The organism is Novosphingobium sp. BL-A-41-Hi4B-X5A (assembly GCF_055521705.1).
Genome location: NZ_CM145500.1, coordinates 1,499,035 through 1,515,129, shown reverse-complemented (window position 1 = coordinate 1,515,129; position 16,095 = coordinate 1,499,035). Strand labels below are relative to the sequence as shown.

Genomic DNA, 16,095 nt, shown 5'->3' with positions numbered 1-16,095 from the left:
CTGACGGCGGATTTTGGTGCTATCGACCTTGGACTCAAGTGGCCGGAATGGGGGGGATTGTGGAAATCGCTTCCATAACAGCACTATTCCCGTCACCCCGGGCTTGACCCGGGGTCCCGCTTTCTTCCTGCTCACCTCATGGACTAGGAGAGGATCGGTGGCTGGGTCTATATCATGGCCGACCGTTACCGAGGCGCCATGTATGTTGGCGTGACCTCACACCTTGCTGCGCGCATCCATCAGCACCTCAACGACAGAGGATCGGACTTCTGCGCTCGGTATGGTTTAAAACGGCTGGTCTGGGCCGAGCGCGGTGACCGGATTGAAGACTGCATCACGCATGAGAAGCGCCTGAAGCGCTGGCGCAGGGAGTTCAAGTTCGACCTGATCGAGCGCGGCAATCCCGACTGGCTGGATCTTCATAATGTGATTGTTGGTTGGTTTGAGCGACGAAAAAGCGGGACCCCGGGTCAAGCCCGGGGTGACGGTTTGGATGATGCGCGCAAGTACCAACGTCCGCAATGGGGTCGTGTCTGGAACGGCAGCTTATGAAGGCGATGGGGCGATAGCGGCCCCAGATCCTCCCCGTTTTCACCGCAGGTGCAAATGGGGAGCAACCGTCTATGTGGCAGCCCATTTCTGTTTGTTTCGGATCATGGCGTTGAGAGCTGTGATGAGTTTTCGCATGATCGCAACGAGGGCGACTTTTGCTGGTTTTCCGGCGTTTTTCAGATTGTGGTATGCGACGGCCATTGTGGTGTTGCGCCGACTTGCGACGAGGGCGGCCATATAGAGTGCATCGCGGGGAGGTTTGCGCCCTCCGGCGATGCGTCGCTTGCCCCTGAAGGCCCCGCTTTCGCAATCGAAAGGCGCGACGCCGACGAGCGATGCGGCCTGTCGGGCGCTCATTGCACCGAGTTCCGGCATGAACGCGAGGAGCGTTGCCGCGGTTGTCGGCCCGACGCCTGGCACCGAGCGCATGATTGCGTTGCGCTCGGCAAGTTCGGGGTGATCCGCGATCAGGCGTGCGATCTCTGCTTCAACCAGCGCGATCTCGGCTGACAGCCGTTTGATCCGCTGTGCAGCGATCCGCCTGAGCAGCGCGCTGGCAGTCTGCTCGGCCTGGTTGGCGCAGCGGGTGCGCTCCTCGCACAGCTGGCGGCGTGCCGTGACGAGTTCGCCGAGCATGGCGCGGGCAGGATCGTGGACCACCTCGCGCTGGGGCAGCGCAGCGCAGAAATGCGCGATCGCTGCAGCATCGATCCTGTCGTTCTTGGCCAGAATCCCGGCAGCGCGGGCGAACTGGCGCACGCGCATCGGGTTGACGCGTCGAGCGGGCAGGTCTGCCTCGCATAGAGCCGTCAGCAGAGCGCGTTCATAACCACCCGAAGCCTCGAAGCCGACTGCGTGGGGTCTGACGCGGCGAAGCCACCGGATCAAGGCTCGCAAGCCATCCCGGTCGTTGGCAAAAGCGCAGGCCTCATTCTGCGGCCACAGACAGACATCAAGCCGCGCCTTGCTGACATCGATACCGACAAATTGATCGTGCTGTGCCATATCTCCGTTCCCATCCTTGCGTGTGCGGGGTCAACGCCCCGTGCAACCGTTCGGGTTGATGAAGATCCGTCCGGGCCCAAGCTCCCCAGCGGGCTGCTACGACCAAGGGGGACACGGGCTCGCGAACGGGCGGGAGGCTCCGCTAGCGGAGCCTCCCGCAATCGCATCATGCACCATTTTCAAGATACAAGGGGGACCGCCAGCGCAGCGGGTGGTGGAGGGGTAGTGTTCTTTACCCCTCCTTCAGCGCTGCGCGCCGCACCTCAGAAGGTTCCACCGGCGCACCGGATCAAAACACCATCGCATGGGTTCTGGCGGGGTGATCGCCGTGGAGTTGCCTGACCTTGATCCGTTACCTTCTCGTCCTTGCCACTGTCGCAACGCTTGCCACACCTGCGCGCGCCGAGTGGATGAGCGGCGCGCAGCTGAACGAGGCGTGCTCGGCCAAGGCGCCGGTCGACAGGGCCATGTGCCTGTCCTACGTGATCGGCGTGCTCGACGGGTTCCGCAGCATGGAGCGCCCGCCCAAGGTGCCGGACGACGTGAGTGCGGGGCAGGTGCGCGATGTGGTGGCAGCCTATCTCGCCAGCCATGACGAAGCGAAGACCCTGCAGGGCCGCATGGTGGTGAAGGCGGCGATCGTCGATGCCTGGCCGGACATCCAGCCAAAGGTCGCGCCTCCGCCGAAGCGCAAGGCTCCGGCGAAGACTACGCGCAAGCCCCGCCGCAGGGGCTAAGCCGGTTCCAGAAGCAGGCTGGCAGCAGCAGTATTGCTGATCGGGATGTGGTAGTTGCGGCTGACTTCGGTCATCCCCTGATCGCCCATGGCGCCGCGGGCAGCGATCCAGTTGAGGATCTCGACCCCCTGCGTGCCCGCCAGTTCTGCCACTTCCTCGGCAGTGTGGCCGGTCAGTGCATCCGGGTTGCTGGCGAGGTTATCCAGGCAGAACAGGTCGTAGTCCGGGTTCATGAACCCGGCGCGCGGGCCGTCCAGCTGGTGTGAAAGCCCGCCGGTGCCACAGATCAGCACGCGCTCGTCCCCGCCCCACGATTGCAGGGCGCGGTGGACCGAACGGCCCAGCGCAAGGCAGCGCTTCGGGCTGGGCAGCGGGTACTGCACGGTGTTGATCGAAATCGGCACGAGCTTGATCGGCCAGCTTTCGACACCGGGCCATGCCAGCTCGAACGGGATCGACACGGCGTGATCGACCAGCATCTTCTGGCAGGTGGTGATGTCGAACTCGTCGCGCACCAGGCTGTCGATCAGGTGCCAGGAAAGCGCGGGATGGCCCTCGAAGCTCTTGTAGACCGGCAGGCCCCAGCCTTCGTCGGCATTGTCATACGAGGGCGCGGCGCCCACCGCGAAGGTCGGCATCTTGTCGAGGAAGAAGTTCAGGCCATGGTCGTTGGAGAAGACCACGGCAACATCGGGCTTCGCATGCGCCAACCACTCGCGGATCGGGGGGAAGCCCTGGAAGAACGGCTTCCAGTAGGGGGTGTCCTGATCGCCGCGCATGATCGCGCCGCCGATGCCGGGGACGTGGCTGGTGAAATAGCCGCCGATGATCTGTGCCATCATGCACACTCCTTGGTGGGGATTTTTTTGGCCCATTCGACGAGCATGGCCTTGAATGCATCGACCGACATGCCGGTCTGAAGGGCGCCGAGGTCCTGCACGCCAAGGCCGAAGATCCCGGCAAGCTTGGCGAGGTAATAGACGTTGCCACCCGCCTCGAGCATGGCCAGCACGTCGCGTTCGGCGACGGCCTTGCGCTGCTGCGGCGTCAGGTCGAAGCGGGTGCAATAGCCTTCCTCATCGGCAAGGAAAGCATCGCGGTTGGCTTTCTCGTTGAACGAAAAGCACATCGCGTTGAGCTCGTAGCCGCGCGAGGCCGGGGCGCCGTCGAACAGGGGGATGGCGCGGCGCAAGGCCTGTTCGCGGGCGGCGGCGGACGGGGTCTGATGGTGTTCCATGCATCTGGTCTCCCAAGCGATCTTGTCGCCGAATCGAACAGGCCTTCGATGCGGCGCCTGTTCAAGATCATATGCAACACATACAATCTCGACCTTGACGCAGGTCAAACTTGGGTTAGCGCCATAAGTAACGTAACGGAGTTTGATCAGCGCGAGTTACCGTGTAGAATCAAGCCCATGCCACTTTCGAACGCCGAACGTCAGCGCCGCTATCGCCAAAGGCTCAAGGCTCGCGCCTCGGGTGCGCTGGTGGTCGAACAGGCGCAACTGGCGGTTGAGCGCGCGATCCACGCGCTCTGGGCCTATCACGAACGCCCGTCGCCCAGCGGCATTGCGTGGAGCGAAATCGATGGCTGCCGGACGCTCGAAGCCTACCGTTCCGAGCTGGAGCGTTCGCCCGCCAATCTCCTGCAGACCTGCCGGGCGTTCCTGCCCGATTTCTCCGGCCTGACGGTTGAGGAGGCGACCGCGATTGCAGAGGTCATCGCATTGGCCGACGTCTTGCGGCTTTCAGCACCCACTAAGGTGGACTTTGCCGTCCTGGCTGGCGTCGATTGATGTGATTGGCGGAACAGAAAAAAGCTCGAATAATCTTGCAGTTATAGTTTTTGCGGCGCTATTAAGGTCCGGATTGGACCGAACTGCCTGAAAAGAGCCGGTCCAATTGAACATGGGGGTGCGAACTTGGCAATTGGCGAGACACGTCAGGCGCGTGTCGTGCGCGCTTTGGTGGATCCTGATCGCACCCCTGCGGAATCGCTGGCGTGGATTGCGGTGCTGCTTGTCATCCCCACGATACTGCGGGCCTCGCTCGACATGGGGGCACTCGGGCGGCCGTTCGTCACCTATTGGCCCCCCTTGCTGATTGCATCGCTCGCGCTCGAACTGCGCTACGCGCTCACGTACATGGTGCTTGCTTCCCTCCTGGCGCAGCGGCTTTTCGGTGGGGACCCATGGTTCTCGCAGGTCGGTGTCGTGCGCAGCCTGATCTTCGTGCTGTTCGTGTTCTCGGGCGGGCTGACGGTCCTGATCGGCAGCATGCTGCGCGGGGCGATGCGGCGGATCGCCGTCGTCAATGCCGAGCAGGAGCGCTACAACCGCGAGCTCCGCCACCGCGTGCGCAACATGCTGACGCTGATCCAGGCGCTCGCCTCGCGCGGGCCCAAGGCGGCATCGCCGATGGATTTCTACAAGGAATTCAGCCTGCGTATCGAAGGGCTGGCAGCTGCGAGCGACCTCTTGCAGATCGGCGCAGAGGCGGAAGGACGGCTGCCGCAACTCGTGCGCGACACGGTTGCCCCGTTCGAGCACGACGACCGCATTCGCATGACCGGCGAACCCTGCGTGCTCCCGGCAGGAAGCTGCATCCCGCTGATCATGGCCCTGCACGAGTTGTGCACCAACGCAGTCAAATATGGCGCGCTATCGGGCGAGCGCGGCCATGTCGAGCTGAGCTGGTTCATCGGCCCCTCCGGTTCCACGCTGTACATGCTGTGGGCAGAGAAAGGCGGTCCGCCTGTGACCAGCCCCGCGCGTCCGGGCATCGGCTCGCGGCTGCTGGTCCCGCAACCGGGGATCGAAGGACTGGAACTGAACTTCGATCCGGCGGGCGTGTGGTGCGAACTGCGGATCGAGGGTGTCAGGCCCCTGAACCGCTGACGAAAATCAGAAGCCGGCTTCGATCGCCACACGGATGGCATCGGCGCTGGTCTTCACGTCCAGCCCCTTGAGCACGGCGGAGCGGTGCATCTTCACGGTGCGCTCGCTGAGGCCCAGTTCATAGGCGATCTGCTTGTTGAGCTTTCCGGCGGCCATCAGCACGAGGATTTCCTTCTGGCGGCGGCTGAGGCGTTCGACGCGTTCGGCGGCGCCATTGCGGCGCAGGTCGTTGGCCGCGCCCTGTTCCTCGGGCAGTTCGACCTGGGAGCCGAGGAAGTATTCCACTTCACCTTCGGCATCGAAGATCGGCGCAACCATCACCGCGTTGCGGAAACGGGTGCCGTCCTTCTTGTAGTTGATGATCTCGACCATCACCGGCTGCTTGCGGTGAATGCCGTCGCGCAGCACGCGGGCCTTGTCGTCCTCCGTGCCTGTGCCACGCAGGAACCGGCAGTTGCGGCCGATGATCTCCTCTCGCGGGTATCCGGTCAGTTCGACGAACGCGTCATTGCAGGCAATGATCGGGTTGTCCGGCAAACGCGGATTGCTGATGACGGCGGCCGTCGGGCTGGAGGCGATCATCTCGGCTATGGACATGGGTGCACATATACGCCCTTTTCCGCCGGTTTCCAGTCCGTGCCCTTTGGTCCGTGTTGTTCCCGATGGGGCTGCGGCGCATCCGGACATCATTCCGCAACCTCTTTAGCGCCGGATCGGAGCCTTTACCGATGAACGTCCTGTCACCCTCCCTCGCCGCCTCCTCGGGCATGGCAGACGTGATCGGCGAGGACGGCAAGATCGTCGTCCCTGCCGATGTCGAAGAGGCGATCCGCACGCTGATCCGCTGGTCGGGCGACGAGCCCGAGCGCGAAGGCCTGCTCGATACGCCCAAGCGCGTGGCGCGGGCCTGGCGCGAATACTGCCGCGGCTATGCCGAGGACCCGGGCCTGCACCTCTCGCGCACCTTCGAGGAAGTGGGCGGCTACGATGAAGTCGTGCTGCTGCGCGACATCCCGTTCCAGAGCCACTGCGAACACCACATGGCGCCGATCATCGGCACGGCGTCGATTGCCTACCTGCCCAAGGACCGCGTCGTCGGCATCTCCAAGCTGGCGCGCGTGCTGCACGGCTATGCCAGCCGGCTGCAGGTGCAGGAGCGGCTGACCGCGGAAGTCGCCAAGTGCATCTGGGACAATCTCCAGCCGCAAGGGGTCGCGGTGGTGATCGAGGCGCAGCATGGCTGCATGACTGGCCGGGGGGTCAGGACGCATGGCGTGGGGATGGTGACGAGCCGGATGCTCGGCTGCTTCCTCGACGATGCCAGCAGCCGCAAGGAAGTCCTGGCGTTGATGGGACGTGGTTGAGCCCGCGAAAACACCGATGAAAATGCATGTTGCCATTGTTGGCGCAGGAATGTCCGGTCTTTCCTGCGCTTCCCAGCTCGTTCGCTCGGGCCACACCGTCGCGCTCTACGACAAGGGGCGCGGCCCTGGCGGACGCATGTCGACGCGCCGCATGACGACGCCGCTCGGCGATGCCCATTTCGACCACGGCGCGCAGTATTTCACCGTGCGCGATCCGGCGTTCATGGCTCAAGTCGCGCGCTGGTCGGCCAGCGGCGTCGCTGCGCCCTGGCCTGCCGCCGGAACCGGCGCCTGGGTCGGCGTGCCGACGATGAACGCCGTCATCAAGGAGATGGCCGACCAGCACGATGTCACCTTCGGCTGGCACGTGCGCGGCCTTGTCCGCCGCGAGGACCGCTGGTTCCTGACCGGGGAGACCGGGGCGGGAGAGCGTATGCAGGCCGGGCCGTTCGATGCCGTGGTCGTGTCGATCCCGCCCGAGCAAGCCTCGGCCATCGTTGCGCTGCATGACCTTTCGCTGGCGGCAACCGCGCTCGCGGCCCGGTCGCAGCCGTGCTGGACCGGCATGTTCGCCTTTGCCGAACGTCTGCCGACAAGGCACGACACCGTGCGCGAGGCAGGGCTGATCAGCTGGGCCGCACGCAATGGCGCCAAGCCCGGCCGCAAGGGCCCGGAAACCTGGGTGGTGCAGGCCAGCCCGCACTGGTCGACCCAGCATATCGACGACAGCGTGGAGAACGTCTCGGCCGCCTTGCTTGCCGCCCTGGGCGAAGCGCTGGAGCAAACCCTGCCGGAACCGGTCACCGCCTCGGCCCATCGCTGGCGCTATGCGATGTCGACTGGCAGCAACCTTGGCGCACTGTGGAGTGCACAGTCGAAAATCGGCGTGTGTGGTGATTGGCTGCTGGGCCCGCGCGTTGAAAATGCATGGATCTCGGGAAGGACGCTGGCCACCCGCATGATGGCGCGCGAACGCGAGGAAGTCGCCTGATCGCTATCGACAGGGGTTCGGACGTCCGCTTAAGAAGGCGGCCATGAACGCGGCGGAAACTTCACCCATCAAGGGCAACTTCGAACAGGTCAACGACGGTCCCTGGGCCGGCTGGTGGAAATGGTCGGGCAAGGACCCGTTCGAGGACGGCACCGGTCCGTTCTTCGTCAAAAGGGACGCGCGCGGAATCGTCACGGGCTTCATTCCCGAGGCCAAGAACCTGAACGGCCACGGCATCGTCCACGGTGGGTCGCTGATGACCTTTGCCGACTTCTCGCTGTTCATGGTCGCGGCCTCGAATGGCGATGAAGTCAGCGGCGTGACCGTGACGATGAACTGCGAATTCGTCAGCGGCGCACAGGCGGGCGAGATGTTGACGGCGCGTGGGCAATGCGTCCGCGCCGGAGGCAGCCTCGTCTTTGCCCGTGGCACGATCCTGCGCATCGGCGCGGACGGGCAGGAGGAAGCCGTGCTGAGCTTTTCCGGCACGATCAAGCGATCGCGGCGGATTTCACACTAGAGCATTTTGATTAGGCGCCGAGCCTTGCCAATTCGGCTCGCGTCATCGCCTTGATCGGTTCGAGGCTGATGGCAGCCTGCCAGACAAGTTGAGCATCGACGCCAAAATAGTCGTGGCTGGCGAAGTTGCGGAACGTGGCCATTTCGCGCCATGGCAGATGCGGATAGCGCTCCTTCAGCTCTTCCGGCAGCTTCTTGCTCGTCTCGCCGATCATTGCCAAGCGGTAGGTCAAAGCATCATAGGCTTCGTCATTGGCAACGAGATCTTCGTAAGATCTGCCTTCGACAGATTACTCCGCCTTGGCAATCAGCAGCTGCAGATCGTCCAGCGTATCACGCAAACTCGCCATCAGAACACTCGGACCATTTCATTCTCGATCCGCGCCCGCACACGTGGTCGCAGGCCATTGCGTGAAACGAGGTCAATCGATGTGCCCAGCTCATCAGACAATTCAAGCATCACACTCGCCTGATCAAACAGGCTGAATCTCGTGGACGGGTCATACTCGTAAAGCAGATCAAGGTCAGACGACTTGCCGGCATCGCCGCGCGCGGTCGATCCAAAGACATAAAGCGCGTTGATGCCTCGCGCACGAAGACGGCGTTCGAGCGGCTTCAACCTGGCAATTGCTTCTGTCTTGTCCATGATGCCAATATGCTCTTCACAACTTCACCGTGCAATCGGGCATTCCCTTGCCGGGTTTCAAGCCGCCTCTGCGGCAACCTCGCGCATCTGCTGGCGCAACCAGCTGAGCCCGGCGTCGTCGGCGCGCGATTCATGGAATTGCATCATTTCGTGCATCTTGGGGAAGGCGAACGGCATCGGCGCCCAGGCCAGGTTGAAGCGGCGGGCGATCTGGCGGACGAGGCGCTCGTGCAGAACGGCAAGGCGCGCCGTGCCCTCGATGAACCACGGCGCCGAGGCAAAGCTGGACACGGTAACTTCGACCAGCCGTTCGCGCCCCATGCGCGATAGCGTGGAATCGGCAAAGGCGGCGGTGCGATTGGCCCCGAAGGCCACGGTGACGTGACCGGCGGCATAAAAGTCATCCTCGGTCAGGCCCCGCTGCAGCACCGGGTTCTCCGCCCAGCCGACTACCACCTGCTCCTCCTCGAACAGGACTTCATGAGGATGCCAGGCGGCAAGGAACGGTTCGGGGGTGACAAGGAGGTCGGCCTTGCCCGATTCCAGTTCGGACACGGCCTGTTCGGTCGGCTGGATGATCTCCACCCGCACGCCCGGCGCCGTCACGGCAAAGCGCTCGATCAGGGGGACCAGCACGGCAACCATGATATAGTCGGAACTGACGATGCGAAAGCGGCGGGTCGAGGTCGTCGGATCGAACGCGGTGGGCGTGGTGATCGCACGCTCTACCCCGCGCAGGGCCAGCTGGATCTGCGGGTGCAGCCCTTCGGCGAACGGCGTGGGGTGCATGCGCTTGCCTACGGCGACGACGATCTCGTCATTGAAGTAGTCGCGCAAGCGGCGCAGCGCGGCGCTTGTCGCAGGCTGGGTCAGGCCGATACGCTCTGCCGCGCGGGTCACGCTGCGGGTTTCCATCAGCGCGTCGAACACGACGAGCAGGTTGAGATCGAGGCCCTTGAAGCGCATCGGCAGCCACCCTTGGTTCAATCACAAGGTGATTGGTTGAACTCCCACACCACAATTGCGGGTAATTGTGAAGACCTGTTCCAAAGGTGCTGCCAACGGCGGTGATGGTAGCGGTTGAAATGGTTTAACCGGTCGCTTAACAAGAGTGTCAACAAGACACTCTTGGGAGATTCGGATGGCCGGCGTGCTGGATGGAAAGGTCGTTGCCGTGACCGGCGCCGGGCGCGGAATCGGGCGTGAAATCGCGCTGCTCTGCGCCCGCGAAGGTGCGGCGGTGATCGTCAACGATCCGGGCGTGGCGCAGGGCGGCGACGGCGGCGATGCAGGCCCGGCGCAGACCACGGTCAACGATATCGTCGCAGCAGGCGGCAAGGCCTGGGCCAATCTCGCCAGCGTCGCCGATCCGGTGGGCGCGGCAAGCATCGTCGAGGATGCGGTGCAGCGGTTCGGGCGGATCGACGCGGTGGTCAACAACGCCGGCATCCTGCGCGACACGATCTGGCACAAGATGTCCTACGAGGACTGGACCAGCGTCATCGATGTGAACCTCACGGGCGCGTTCAATGTCTCGAAGGCGGCAACGCCCTACTTCCGCGAACAGTCCTCGGGCAGTTTCATCCACTTCACCTCCACCTCGGGCCTGATCGGCAACATCGGCCAGGCCAACTATTCGGCGGCGAAGCTGGGGCTGGTGGCGATGTCGCAGTCAATCGCGCTCGACATGGCGCGCTGGGGCGTGCGGTCAAACTGCATCGCACCATTCGCGTGGAGCCGCATGACCGCCTCGATTCCGGCGGAAACGCCTGAACAGAAGCTGCGGGTGGAGCGGATGCAGACGATGAGCGCCGACAAGATCGCGCCCCTCGTCACCTACCTCGCTTCGGACCTTTCCAGGGACGTCACCAACCAGATCTTCTCGGTGCGCAAGAACGAGATCCTGCTGTTCGACAAGCCGCGCCCGGTGCGCTCCATGGTCAAGCTTGAGGGCTGGACGCCCACAGCCATTGCCGAGGAACTGATCCCGGCGTTCCGCCCCTCGTTCGCACGTGCCGACGAAGTTTCGGCGCACGTCTTCCCCTACGATCCTGTTTGAGGAATTTTCGACATGGCTAATCCCGGAATGGACCCGGACATCTTCGAGCAGTTCCTCGAACAGCTGCGCCGCTATGTGCGCGAGCGGCTGATCCCGGCAGAAGACGATGTCATCGCCAATGACCGAATTCCCGACGACATCCTCGACGAAATGCGCGAGATGGGCCTGTTCGGCATCACCATCCCCGAGGAGTTCGGCGGGGCCGGCATGAACATCAGCCAGTACATCACCACCGTGATGCACATGGCCTATGCCTCGCCCGCCTACCGCTCCACCGTGTCGATCAACATCGGCATGACCGGCAGCGCGATCAAGAATTACGGCACGCCAGAGCAGAAGGCCGAATGGCTGCCGCGCATCGCCAGTGGCGAGATTGCCTGCTTCGGGCTGACCGAGCCGGGTTCGGGATCGGACAGCGCCGCGATGCAGACCACCGCGGTGCGTGACGGCAATGGCTACCGCCTCAACGGCACCAAGCGCTACATCACCAACAGCCCTTCGGCGAAGATCGGCCTGATCATGGCGCGCACCTCGAAGGAGGCCCTGCCCAAGAACGCCCACGTCTCGGCCTTCATCGTCGACATGTCGACGCCGGGGATCACCGTGGGCAAGCCCGACAAGAAGATGGGTCAATCGGGCGCACACATCGCCGACGTGATCATGGAGGATGTCTACATTCCGGGTTCGGCGCTGGTCGGTGGCGAGGAAGGGCGGGGCTTCCAGATCGCAATGCAGAGCCTTGATAACGGGCGGCTTTCGGTGGCGGGCATGGGCGTGGGCATGGGGCGCCGCGCGCTCGATACCGCGATCCGCTATGCCAACGAGCGCAAGGCGTTCGGCGAGCCGATCGCCAATTTCCAGCTGATCCAGGCGATGCTGGCCGACAGCGAGGCCGACCTCTACGCCGCCGAATGCATGGTCGCCGATGCCTGCGCCCGCGCCGACCGTGGCGAGAACATCCAGCGCAAGGCGGCTGCGGCCAAGCTGTTCTCCTCCGAGGCCTGCGGGCGCGTGGTCGACCGTTGCGTTCAGGTGTTCGGTGGGGCGGGCTACCTCGCCGAATATCCGGCCGAGCGCTTCTTCCGCGATGCCCGCATCCTGCGCATCTACGAAGGCACAAGCCAGATCATGCAGTTGCAGATCGCCAAGCACCTGCTGCGCGAATTCGCCAGCGAAGGGACCGTCTGGTAGACCATGTACCAGCTGCTCTCCGGGCTATCGATCGTCGAGGTCTCGTCCTTCGTCGCCTCGCCGACCGCAGGCCTTTACTGCGCGCAGATGGGCGCGGAGGTGATCCGCATCGACGACCGACGCGGAGGGCTGGACTACAAGCGCTACATGATGACGCGCGAGGGCCGCTCGCTGTCGTGGGAGAACCTCAACCGCGCAAAGAAGAGCGTGGCGCTCGATCTGCAGACGCCTGAGGGGCGCGAACTGGCCGTCGAGCTGGCGCGACAGGTGGGGCAGGTGATCACCAACCTGCCGCTGGAAAGTTTCATGGCGCATGAGCGGATCGCGGCAGGTCGGCCCGATCTCGTCTCGGTGCGGATCATGGGCTGGCATGACGGGCGGCAGGCGATGGACTTCACCGTCAACGCCGCATCGGGCTATCCGCTGATGACCGGGCCGGAGGACTGGGACGCAAGGACCGCGCCTCCGGTCAACCAGATCCTGCCCGCCTGGGACTTCATCACCGGCGCCTATTGCGCCTTCGCGCTGCTGGCGGGCCTCAGGCATCGCGATGCCACGGGTGAGGGCAGCGAACTGCGCGTGCCCTTGGGCGACGTTGCCATCGGCACGGCGTTCAACGCCGGTGCGGCGGCGGAAATGCTTTATCGCGGGGACGATCGCGAACGCATCGGCAATGCCATCTGGGGCGCGTTCGGGCGCGATTTCCAAAGCGCTGACGGCAAGCGCTTCATGGTCGCCGCGCTGACGCCGAAGCAATGGAAGGCCACTGTCGAGGCGTTCGGGCTGACCGACGATCTGGCCGCGGTCGAAGCGGAACTGGGCGTGAGTTTTGGGCTGAGCGATCATCACCGCTTCGTCCACCGCCACCGCCTGTTCTCGATGTTCCAGGAAGCGGCCGAGCAATTCACCTATGCTGCGCTTGCCGAGCGTCTGACCAAGGCCGGAGCAACCTTCGAACGCTATCGCACGATGCACGAAATGGCGCGCGATCCCGACCTCGTCACCAACAACCCGCTGTTCGGACCATCGCCCGCCAATCCCAGCGGCTTCGCCTATCCCGCGCCGCGCAGCTTCGCCAACATCCCCGGCCGCGAAGCCGGCGATCCGCAGCCCGCGCCCTACCTCGGCCAGAACAGCGAGGAAGTGCTCAGCCAGCGGCTGGGCATGGCCTCGGGCGAGATCGCCGCACTGATCGACAAGGGCGTCGTCGCCACTTCAGACAAGGAATCCGCATGACCCTCCGCCGCGCCGCCATCGTCACCCCGATCCGCACCGCTGTCGGCAAGTTCGGCGGCTCGCTGTCCTCGCTCACCGCCGGGCAACTCGGCGCGACCATCCTCACCGCGCTGATGGAGCGGACGAAGATAGACCCCACGCGCGTCGACGACGTGATCTTCGCGCAAGGCTACGGCAGCGGCGAGGCGCCGTGCATCTCGCACTGGTCCTGGCTGCTGGCCGGATTGCCCGAGGAAGTGCCCGGCTATCAGCTCGACCGGCGCTGCGGTTCCGGCCTGCAGGCCATCGTCAATGCCGCGATGATGGTGCAGACCGGCGTCTCTGACGTTGTCGTGGCAGGGGGCGTGGAATCCATGTCCAACGTCGAGCACTATACCACCGACGTGCGCAAGGGCGTGCGCGCAGGTTCGCTGACCCTGCATGACCGGCTGACGCGCGGCCGCGTGATGAGCCAGCCGATCGAGCGCTATGGCGTCATCTCCGGCATGATCGAAACCGCGGAAAACCTCGCGCGCGACTTCGCCATCAGCCGCGAGGCCTGTGACGCCTACGCCGCGCGCAGCCACCAGCGTGCCGCCGCAGCCTGGGCCAAGGGCCTGTTCGACGACGAACTCGTACCGGTCAGCATCCCGCAGAAAAAGGGCGACCCGGTGATCTTCGCGCACGACGAGGGCTATCGCGCCGATGCGACGATGGAGTCGCTGGCCAAGCTCAAGCCGCTTGAAAAGGGCGTCGTCACCGCAGGCAACGCCAGCCAGCAGAACGACGCGGCGGCCGCCTGCCTCGTCGTGGCCGAGGACAAGCTCGACGAGCTCGGGCTGGAGCCGATCGCCTGGTTCCACTCCTGGGCGGCGGCCGGCTGCGATCCCTCGCGCATGGGCTATGGCCCGGTGCCCGCCACCGAGCGCCTGTTTGCCCGCAACGGCCTGTCGTGGAACGACATTGGCCTGATCGAGCTGAACGAGGCCTTCGCGCCGCAAGTCCTCGCCTGCCTCAAGGGCTGGGGCTGGTCGGACGATGACAGCCGCCACGACATGCTCAACGTCAATGGCTCGGGCATTTCGCTGGGCCATCCCATCGGCGCGACCGGCGGGCGCATCCTTGCCAACCTGACGCGCGAGTTGCAGCGGCGTGGGCAGCGCTATGGGCTGGAGACGATGTGCATCGGCGGCGGTCAGGGCATCGCCGCGGTGTTCGAGGCCGCGCGATGATCCTTTCCCCCTACGATGCCGAGGACCACGGCGAGATCCGCGAAGGCGTGCGCAAGCTCTGCGCGCATTTTCCGGGCGAATACTGGCGCAAGCTCGACGAGAAGCGCGAGTACCCCACTGAATTCGTCAATGCGCTGACTCAGGCGGGCTGGCTTTCGGTGCTGATCCCCGAGGAATACGGCGGATCGGGCCTTGGCCTGTCCGCCGCCGCCGCGATCCTCGAGACGATCCAGTCCGAGGGCGGCAATGGCGGGGCCTGCCATGCGCAGATGTACATCATGGGCACGATCCTGCGCCACGGTTCGGAAGAGCAGAAGCGCCAGTATCTGCCGAAGATCGCCAGCGGCGAGTTGCGCCTGCAGGCCTTCGGCGTGACCGAGCCGACCAGCGGCACCGACACCACATCCTTGCGCACCTTCGCCCGGCGCGAGGGCGACGCATACGTGGTCAACGGCCAGAAGATCTGGACCAGCCGGGCCGAGCATTCGGACCTTATGCTGCTGCTCGCCCGCACCACCGCGCGCGAGGAGGTGGCGAAGAAGACCGACGGGCTTTCGGTGTTCATCGTCGACATGCGCGAGGTGGTGGGCAAATCGCTGACCATCCGCCCGATCCGCACGATGATGAACCACGCGACGACCGAGGTGTTCTTCGACAACATGCGCATCCCGGCCGCGAACCTGCTGGGCGAGGAGGGCAAGGGCTTCCGCTACATCCTCTCGGGCATGAACGCCGAACGCGTGCTGATCGCGGCCGAATGCGTCGGCGATGCCAAGTGGTTCACCCGCAAATCGGTCGACTATGCCAAGGAGCGGCAGGTGTTCGGCCGCGCCATCGGCGCCAACCAGGGCGTCGCCTTCCCGATCGCCAAGGCCTATGCCAACATGCGCGCGGCCGAATTGATGGTGCGCGAGGCGGCACGGATGTACGAGGCTGGCCTGCCGATGGGCGCGGAGGCCAACATGGCCAAGATGCTCGCCGCCGATGCCTCATGGGAAGCGGGCAACGCCTGCGTCCAGACCCACGGCGGCTTCGGCTTTGCCGAGGAATACGACGTGGAACGCAAGTTGCGCGAAACGCGCCTCTATCAGGTCGCGCCGATCAGCACGAACCTCATCCTGTCGTTCCTGTCCGAACACGTGCTGGGGTTGCCGCGGAGCTACTGACTTTCGCGGCGTTGTCGAGGGAGCAAAAGCAGCCAGTCAGGACACGACACCATTGCGGACATTCAGCAGGTGCCTCGTGACCGGAGGACTCTCAGCACAGTATCTGCGGGAACGCCCGCCGCCAGAGCAAAGTCGATCAGATAGTCTGCTCCATAACCATCGAGGCACTCTTGCGACGTTACAAAGCCTGCAAAAAGCCGCTCGCGGAAAGCGAGCTCTCCGCTTTCAGAAAATGCCCAAACCTTGATTGCAAGACGTGCCAGATGGTCCGCATCCCGGCCATCCCTGTCCCATTCGAGGATCTCCGTCTCTAACGGGCTCAAGCAAGGGACATGTACAACGAGAGCACGTACGATTTGCTGAAACTCCTCGACCGTTGCGGGAGAGACGTCGAAGAGATCAAGCAGCCTTTCGCGATCAGTATCGTTCATAGGCGCAGAGAACGTTCGTCGCAAAGCGAAGTCAAACTGTTTTCCGAATGGCTGCAATCCACCCCATTCCAGCCGTTCAAACCACCTACCT

18 protein-coding genes and 2 pseudogenes are annotated in these 16,095 nt (G+C 64.2%); 12 read left to right on the top strand and 8 right to left on the bottom strand.

All coding sequences use genetic code 11. The features are described from left to right. Window positions 1-153: 153 nt before the first annotated feature. A pseudogene (locus ACZ1JY_RS07125) lies at window positions 154-432 on the top strand (GIY-YIG nuclease family protein); the annotation flags it as partial. A gap of 189 nt (window positions 433-621) precedes the next feature. On the opposite strand, the gene ACZ1JY_RS07120 reads toward ACZ1JY_RS07125, so the two are convergent. Further along, on the bottom strand, window positions 622-1,557 hold the full coding sequence (locus tag ACZ1JY_RS07120) for an IS110 family RNA-guided transposase (protein ID WP_465129402.1): 936 nt from the start codon (window positions 1,555-1,557) through the stop codon (window positions 622-624). A gap of 344 nt (window positions 1,558-1,901) precedes the next feature. On the opposite strand from ACZ1JY_RS07120, the gene ACZ1JY_RS07115 reads away from it, so the two are divergent. Then, window positions 1,902-2,294: a Rap1a/Tai family immunity protein gene (locus tag ACZ1JY_RS07115; protein WP_465130798.1), complete on the top strand. Its 393-nt coding sequence runs from the start codon at window positions 1,902-1,904 to the stop codon at window positions 2,292-2,294. On the opposite strand, the gene ACZ1JY_RS07110 is transcribed toward ACZ1JY_RS07115, so the two are convergent. Continuing rightward, entirely contained in the window at window positions 2,291-3,133 is an 843-nt protein-coding gene (locus ACZ1JY_RS07110) for a class III extradiol dioxygenase family protein (RefSeq protein WP_465130797.1), read from the bottom strand. The genes ACZ1JY_RS07115 and ACZ1JY_RS07110 overlap by 4 nt on opposite strands. Next, a complete protein-coding gene (locus ACZ1JY_RS07105) occupies window positions 3,133-3,531 on the bottom strand; it encodes a protocatechuate 4,5-dioxygenase subunit alpha (RefSeq protein WP_465130796.1) in 399 nt (132 codons plus the stop codon). The genes ACZ1JY_RS07110 and ACZ1JY_RS07105 overlap by 1 nt, the downstream gene beginning before the upstream one ends. A gap of 177 nt (window positions 3,532-3,708) precedes the next feature. Between ACZ1JY_RS07105 and ACZ1JY_RS07100 the strand changes: the two genes are divergently transcribed. Next, window positions 3,709-4,089, top strand: a complete 381-nt coding sequence (locus ACZ1JY_RS07100; RefSeq protein ID WP_465130795.1) for a hypothetical protein — start codon at window positions 3,709-3,711, stop codon at window positions 4,087-4,089. Between the two features lie 159 nt (window positions 4,090-4,248). After that, the gene (locus tag ACZ1JY_RS07095; protein ID WP_465130794.1) at window positions 4,249-5,190 is read left to right on the top strand and encodes a sensor histidine kinase; all 942 of its coding nucleotides are present in this window, start codon (window positions 4,249-4,251) and stop codon (window positions 5,188-5,190) included. A 6-nt stretch (window positions 5,191-5,196) separates the two neighbouring features. Here ACZ1JY_RS07095 and ACZ1JY_RS07090 read toward each other — a convergent pair whose 3' ends face one another. After that, window positions 5,197-5,787, bottom strand: a complete 591-nt coding sequence (locus tag ACZ1JY_RS07090; protein ID WP_240344498.1) for a PAS domain-containing protein — start codon at window positions 5,785-5,787, stop codon at window positions 5,197-5,199. Window positions 5,788-5,957: 170 nt separating this feature from the next. Between ACZ1JY_RS07090 and folE the strand changes: the two genes are divergently transcribed. From folE to ACZ1JY_RS07075, 3 genes are read left to right on the top strand one after another with little or no spacing between them, the layout of a single operon-like run. Then, window positions 5,958-6,554 carry a GTP cyclohydrolase I FolE gene (gene folE / locus ACZ1JY_RS07085; protein WP_118074675.1) on the top strand — a complete coding sequence of 199 codons (597 nt, stop codon included), beginning with the start codon at window positions 5,958-5,960 and terminating at the stop codon, window positions 6,552-6,554. 16 nt (window positions 6,555-6,570) lie between these two features. After that, on the top strand, window positions 6,571-7,545 hold the full coding sequence (locus ACZ1JY_RS07080) for an NAD(P)/FAD-dependent oxidoreductase (RefSeq protein WP_465130793.1): 975 nt from the start codon (window positions 6,571-6,573) through the stop codon (window positions 7,543-7,545). A 43-nt stretch (window positions 7,546-7,588) separates the two neighbouring features. Beyond that, window positions 7,589-8,065: a PaaI family thioesterase gene (locus ACZ1JY_RS07075; protein WP_465130792.1), complete on the top strand. Its 477-nt coding sequence runs from the start codon at window positions 7,589-7,591 to the stop codon at window positions 8,063-8,065. Between the two features lie 10 nt (window positions 8,066-8,075). On the opposite strand, the pseudogene ACZ1JY_RS07070 reads toward ACZ1JY_RS07075, so the two are convergent. From ACZ1JY_RS07070 to ACZ1JY_RS07060, 3 genes and pseudogenes are all read right to left on the bottom strand, one after another. Further along, window positions 8,076-8,336, bottom strand: a pseudogene (locus tag ACZ1JY_RS07070) (HepT-like ribonuclease domain-containing protein); the annotation flags it as partial. A 77-nt stretch (window positions 8,337-8,413) separates the two neighbouring features. Next, window positions 8,414-8,710, bottom strand: coding sequence for a nucleotidyltransferase family protein (locus ACZ1JY_RS07065; RefSeq protein ID WP_465130791.1), 297 nt, complete (start codon window positions 8,708-8,710; stop codon window positions 8,414-8,416). Window positions 8,711-8,767: 57 nt separating this feature from the next. Then, window positions 8,768-9,676: a LysR family transcriptional regulator gene (locus tag ACZ1JY_RS07060; protein WP_465130790.1), complete on the bottom strand. Its 909-nt coding sequence runs from the start codon at window positions 9,674-9,676 to the stop codon at window positions 8,768-8,770. Window positions 9,677-9,851: 175 nt separating this feature from the next. Here ACZ1JY_RS07060 and ACZ1JY_RS07055 point away from each other — a divergent pair, with 175 nt between their 5' ends. The 5 genes from ACZ1JY_RS07055 to ACZ1JY_RS07035 are packed head-to-tail and all read left to right on the top strand — an operon-like array spanning window position 9,852 to window position 15,573. Further along, window positions 9,852-10,769, top strand: a complete 918-nt coding sequence (locus tag ACZ1JY_RS07055; protein ID WP_465130789.1) for an SDR family NAD(P)-dependent oxidoreductase — start codon at window positions 9,852-9,854, stop codon at window positions 10,767-10,769. Between the two features lie 12 nt (window positions 10,770-10,781). After that, entirely contained in the window at window positions 10,782-11,960 is a 1,179-nt protein-coding gene (locus ACZ1JY_RS07050) for an acyl-CoA dehydrogenase family protein (protein ID WP_118073253.1), read from the top strand. A 3-nt stretch (window positions 11,961-11,963) separates the two neighbouring features. Then, window positions 11,964-13,196 carry a CoA transferase gene (locus ACZ1JY_RS07045; RefSeq protein ID WP_465130788.1) on the top strand — a complete coding sequence of 411 codons (1,233 nt, stop codon included), beginning with the start codon at window positions 11,964-11,966 and terminating at the stop codon, window positions 13,194-13,196. Continuing rightward, window positions 13,193-14,407 carry an acetyl-CoA C-acetyltransferase gene (locus tag ACZ1JY_RS07040; protein WP_465130787.1) on the top strand — a complete coding sequence of 405 codons (1,215 nt, stop codon included), beginning with the start codon at window positions 13,193-13,195 and terminating at the stop codon, window positions 14,405-14,407. Before ACZ1JY_RS07045 ends, ACZ1JY_RS07040 begins: the two co-directional genes overlap by 4 nt. Continuing rightward, window positions 14,404-15,573, top strand: a complete 1,170-nt coding sequence (locus ACZ1JY_RS07035; protein ID WP_465130786.1) for an acyl-CoA dehydrogenase family protein — start codon at window positions 14,404-14,406, stop codon at window positions 15,571-15,573. The genes ACZ1JY_RS07040 and ACZ1JY_RS07035 overlap by 4 nt, the downstream gene beginning before the upstream one ends. 62 nt (window positions 15,574-15,635) lie before the next feature. Here the strand turns inward: ACZ1JY_RS07035 and ACZ1JY_RS07030 are convergent, their stop codons facing one another. Then, the gene (locus ACZ1JY_RS07030; protein WP_465130785.1) at window positions 15,636-16,004 is read right to left on the bottom strand and encodes a hypothetical protein; all 369 of its coding nucleotides are present in this window, start codon (window positions 16,002-16,004) and stop codon (window positions 15,636-15,638) included. Window positions 16,005-16,095 lie beyond the last annotated feature (91 nt).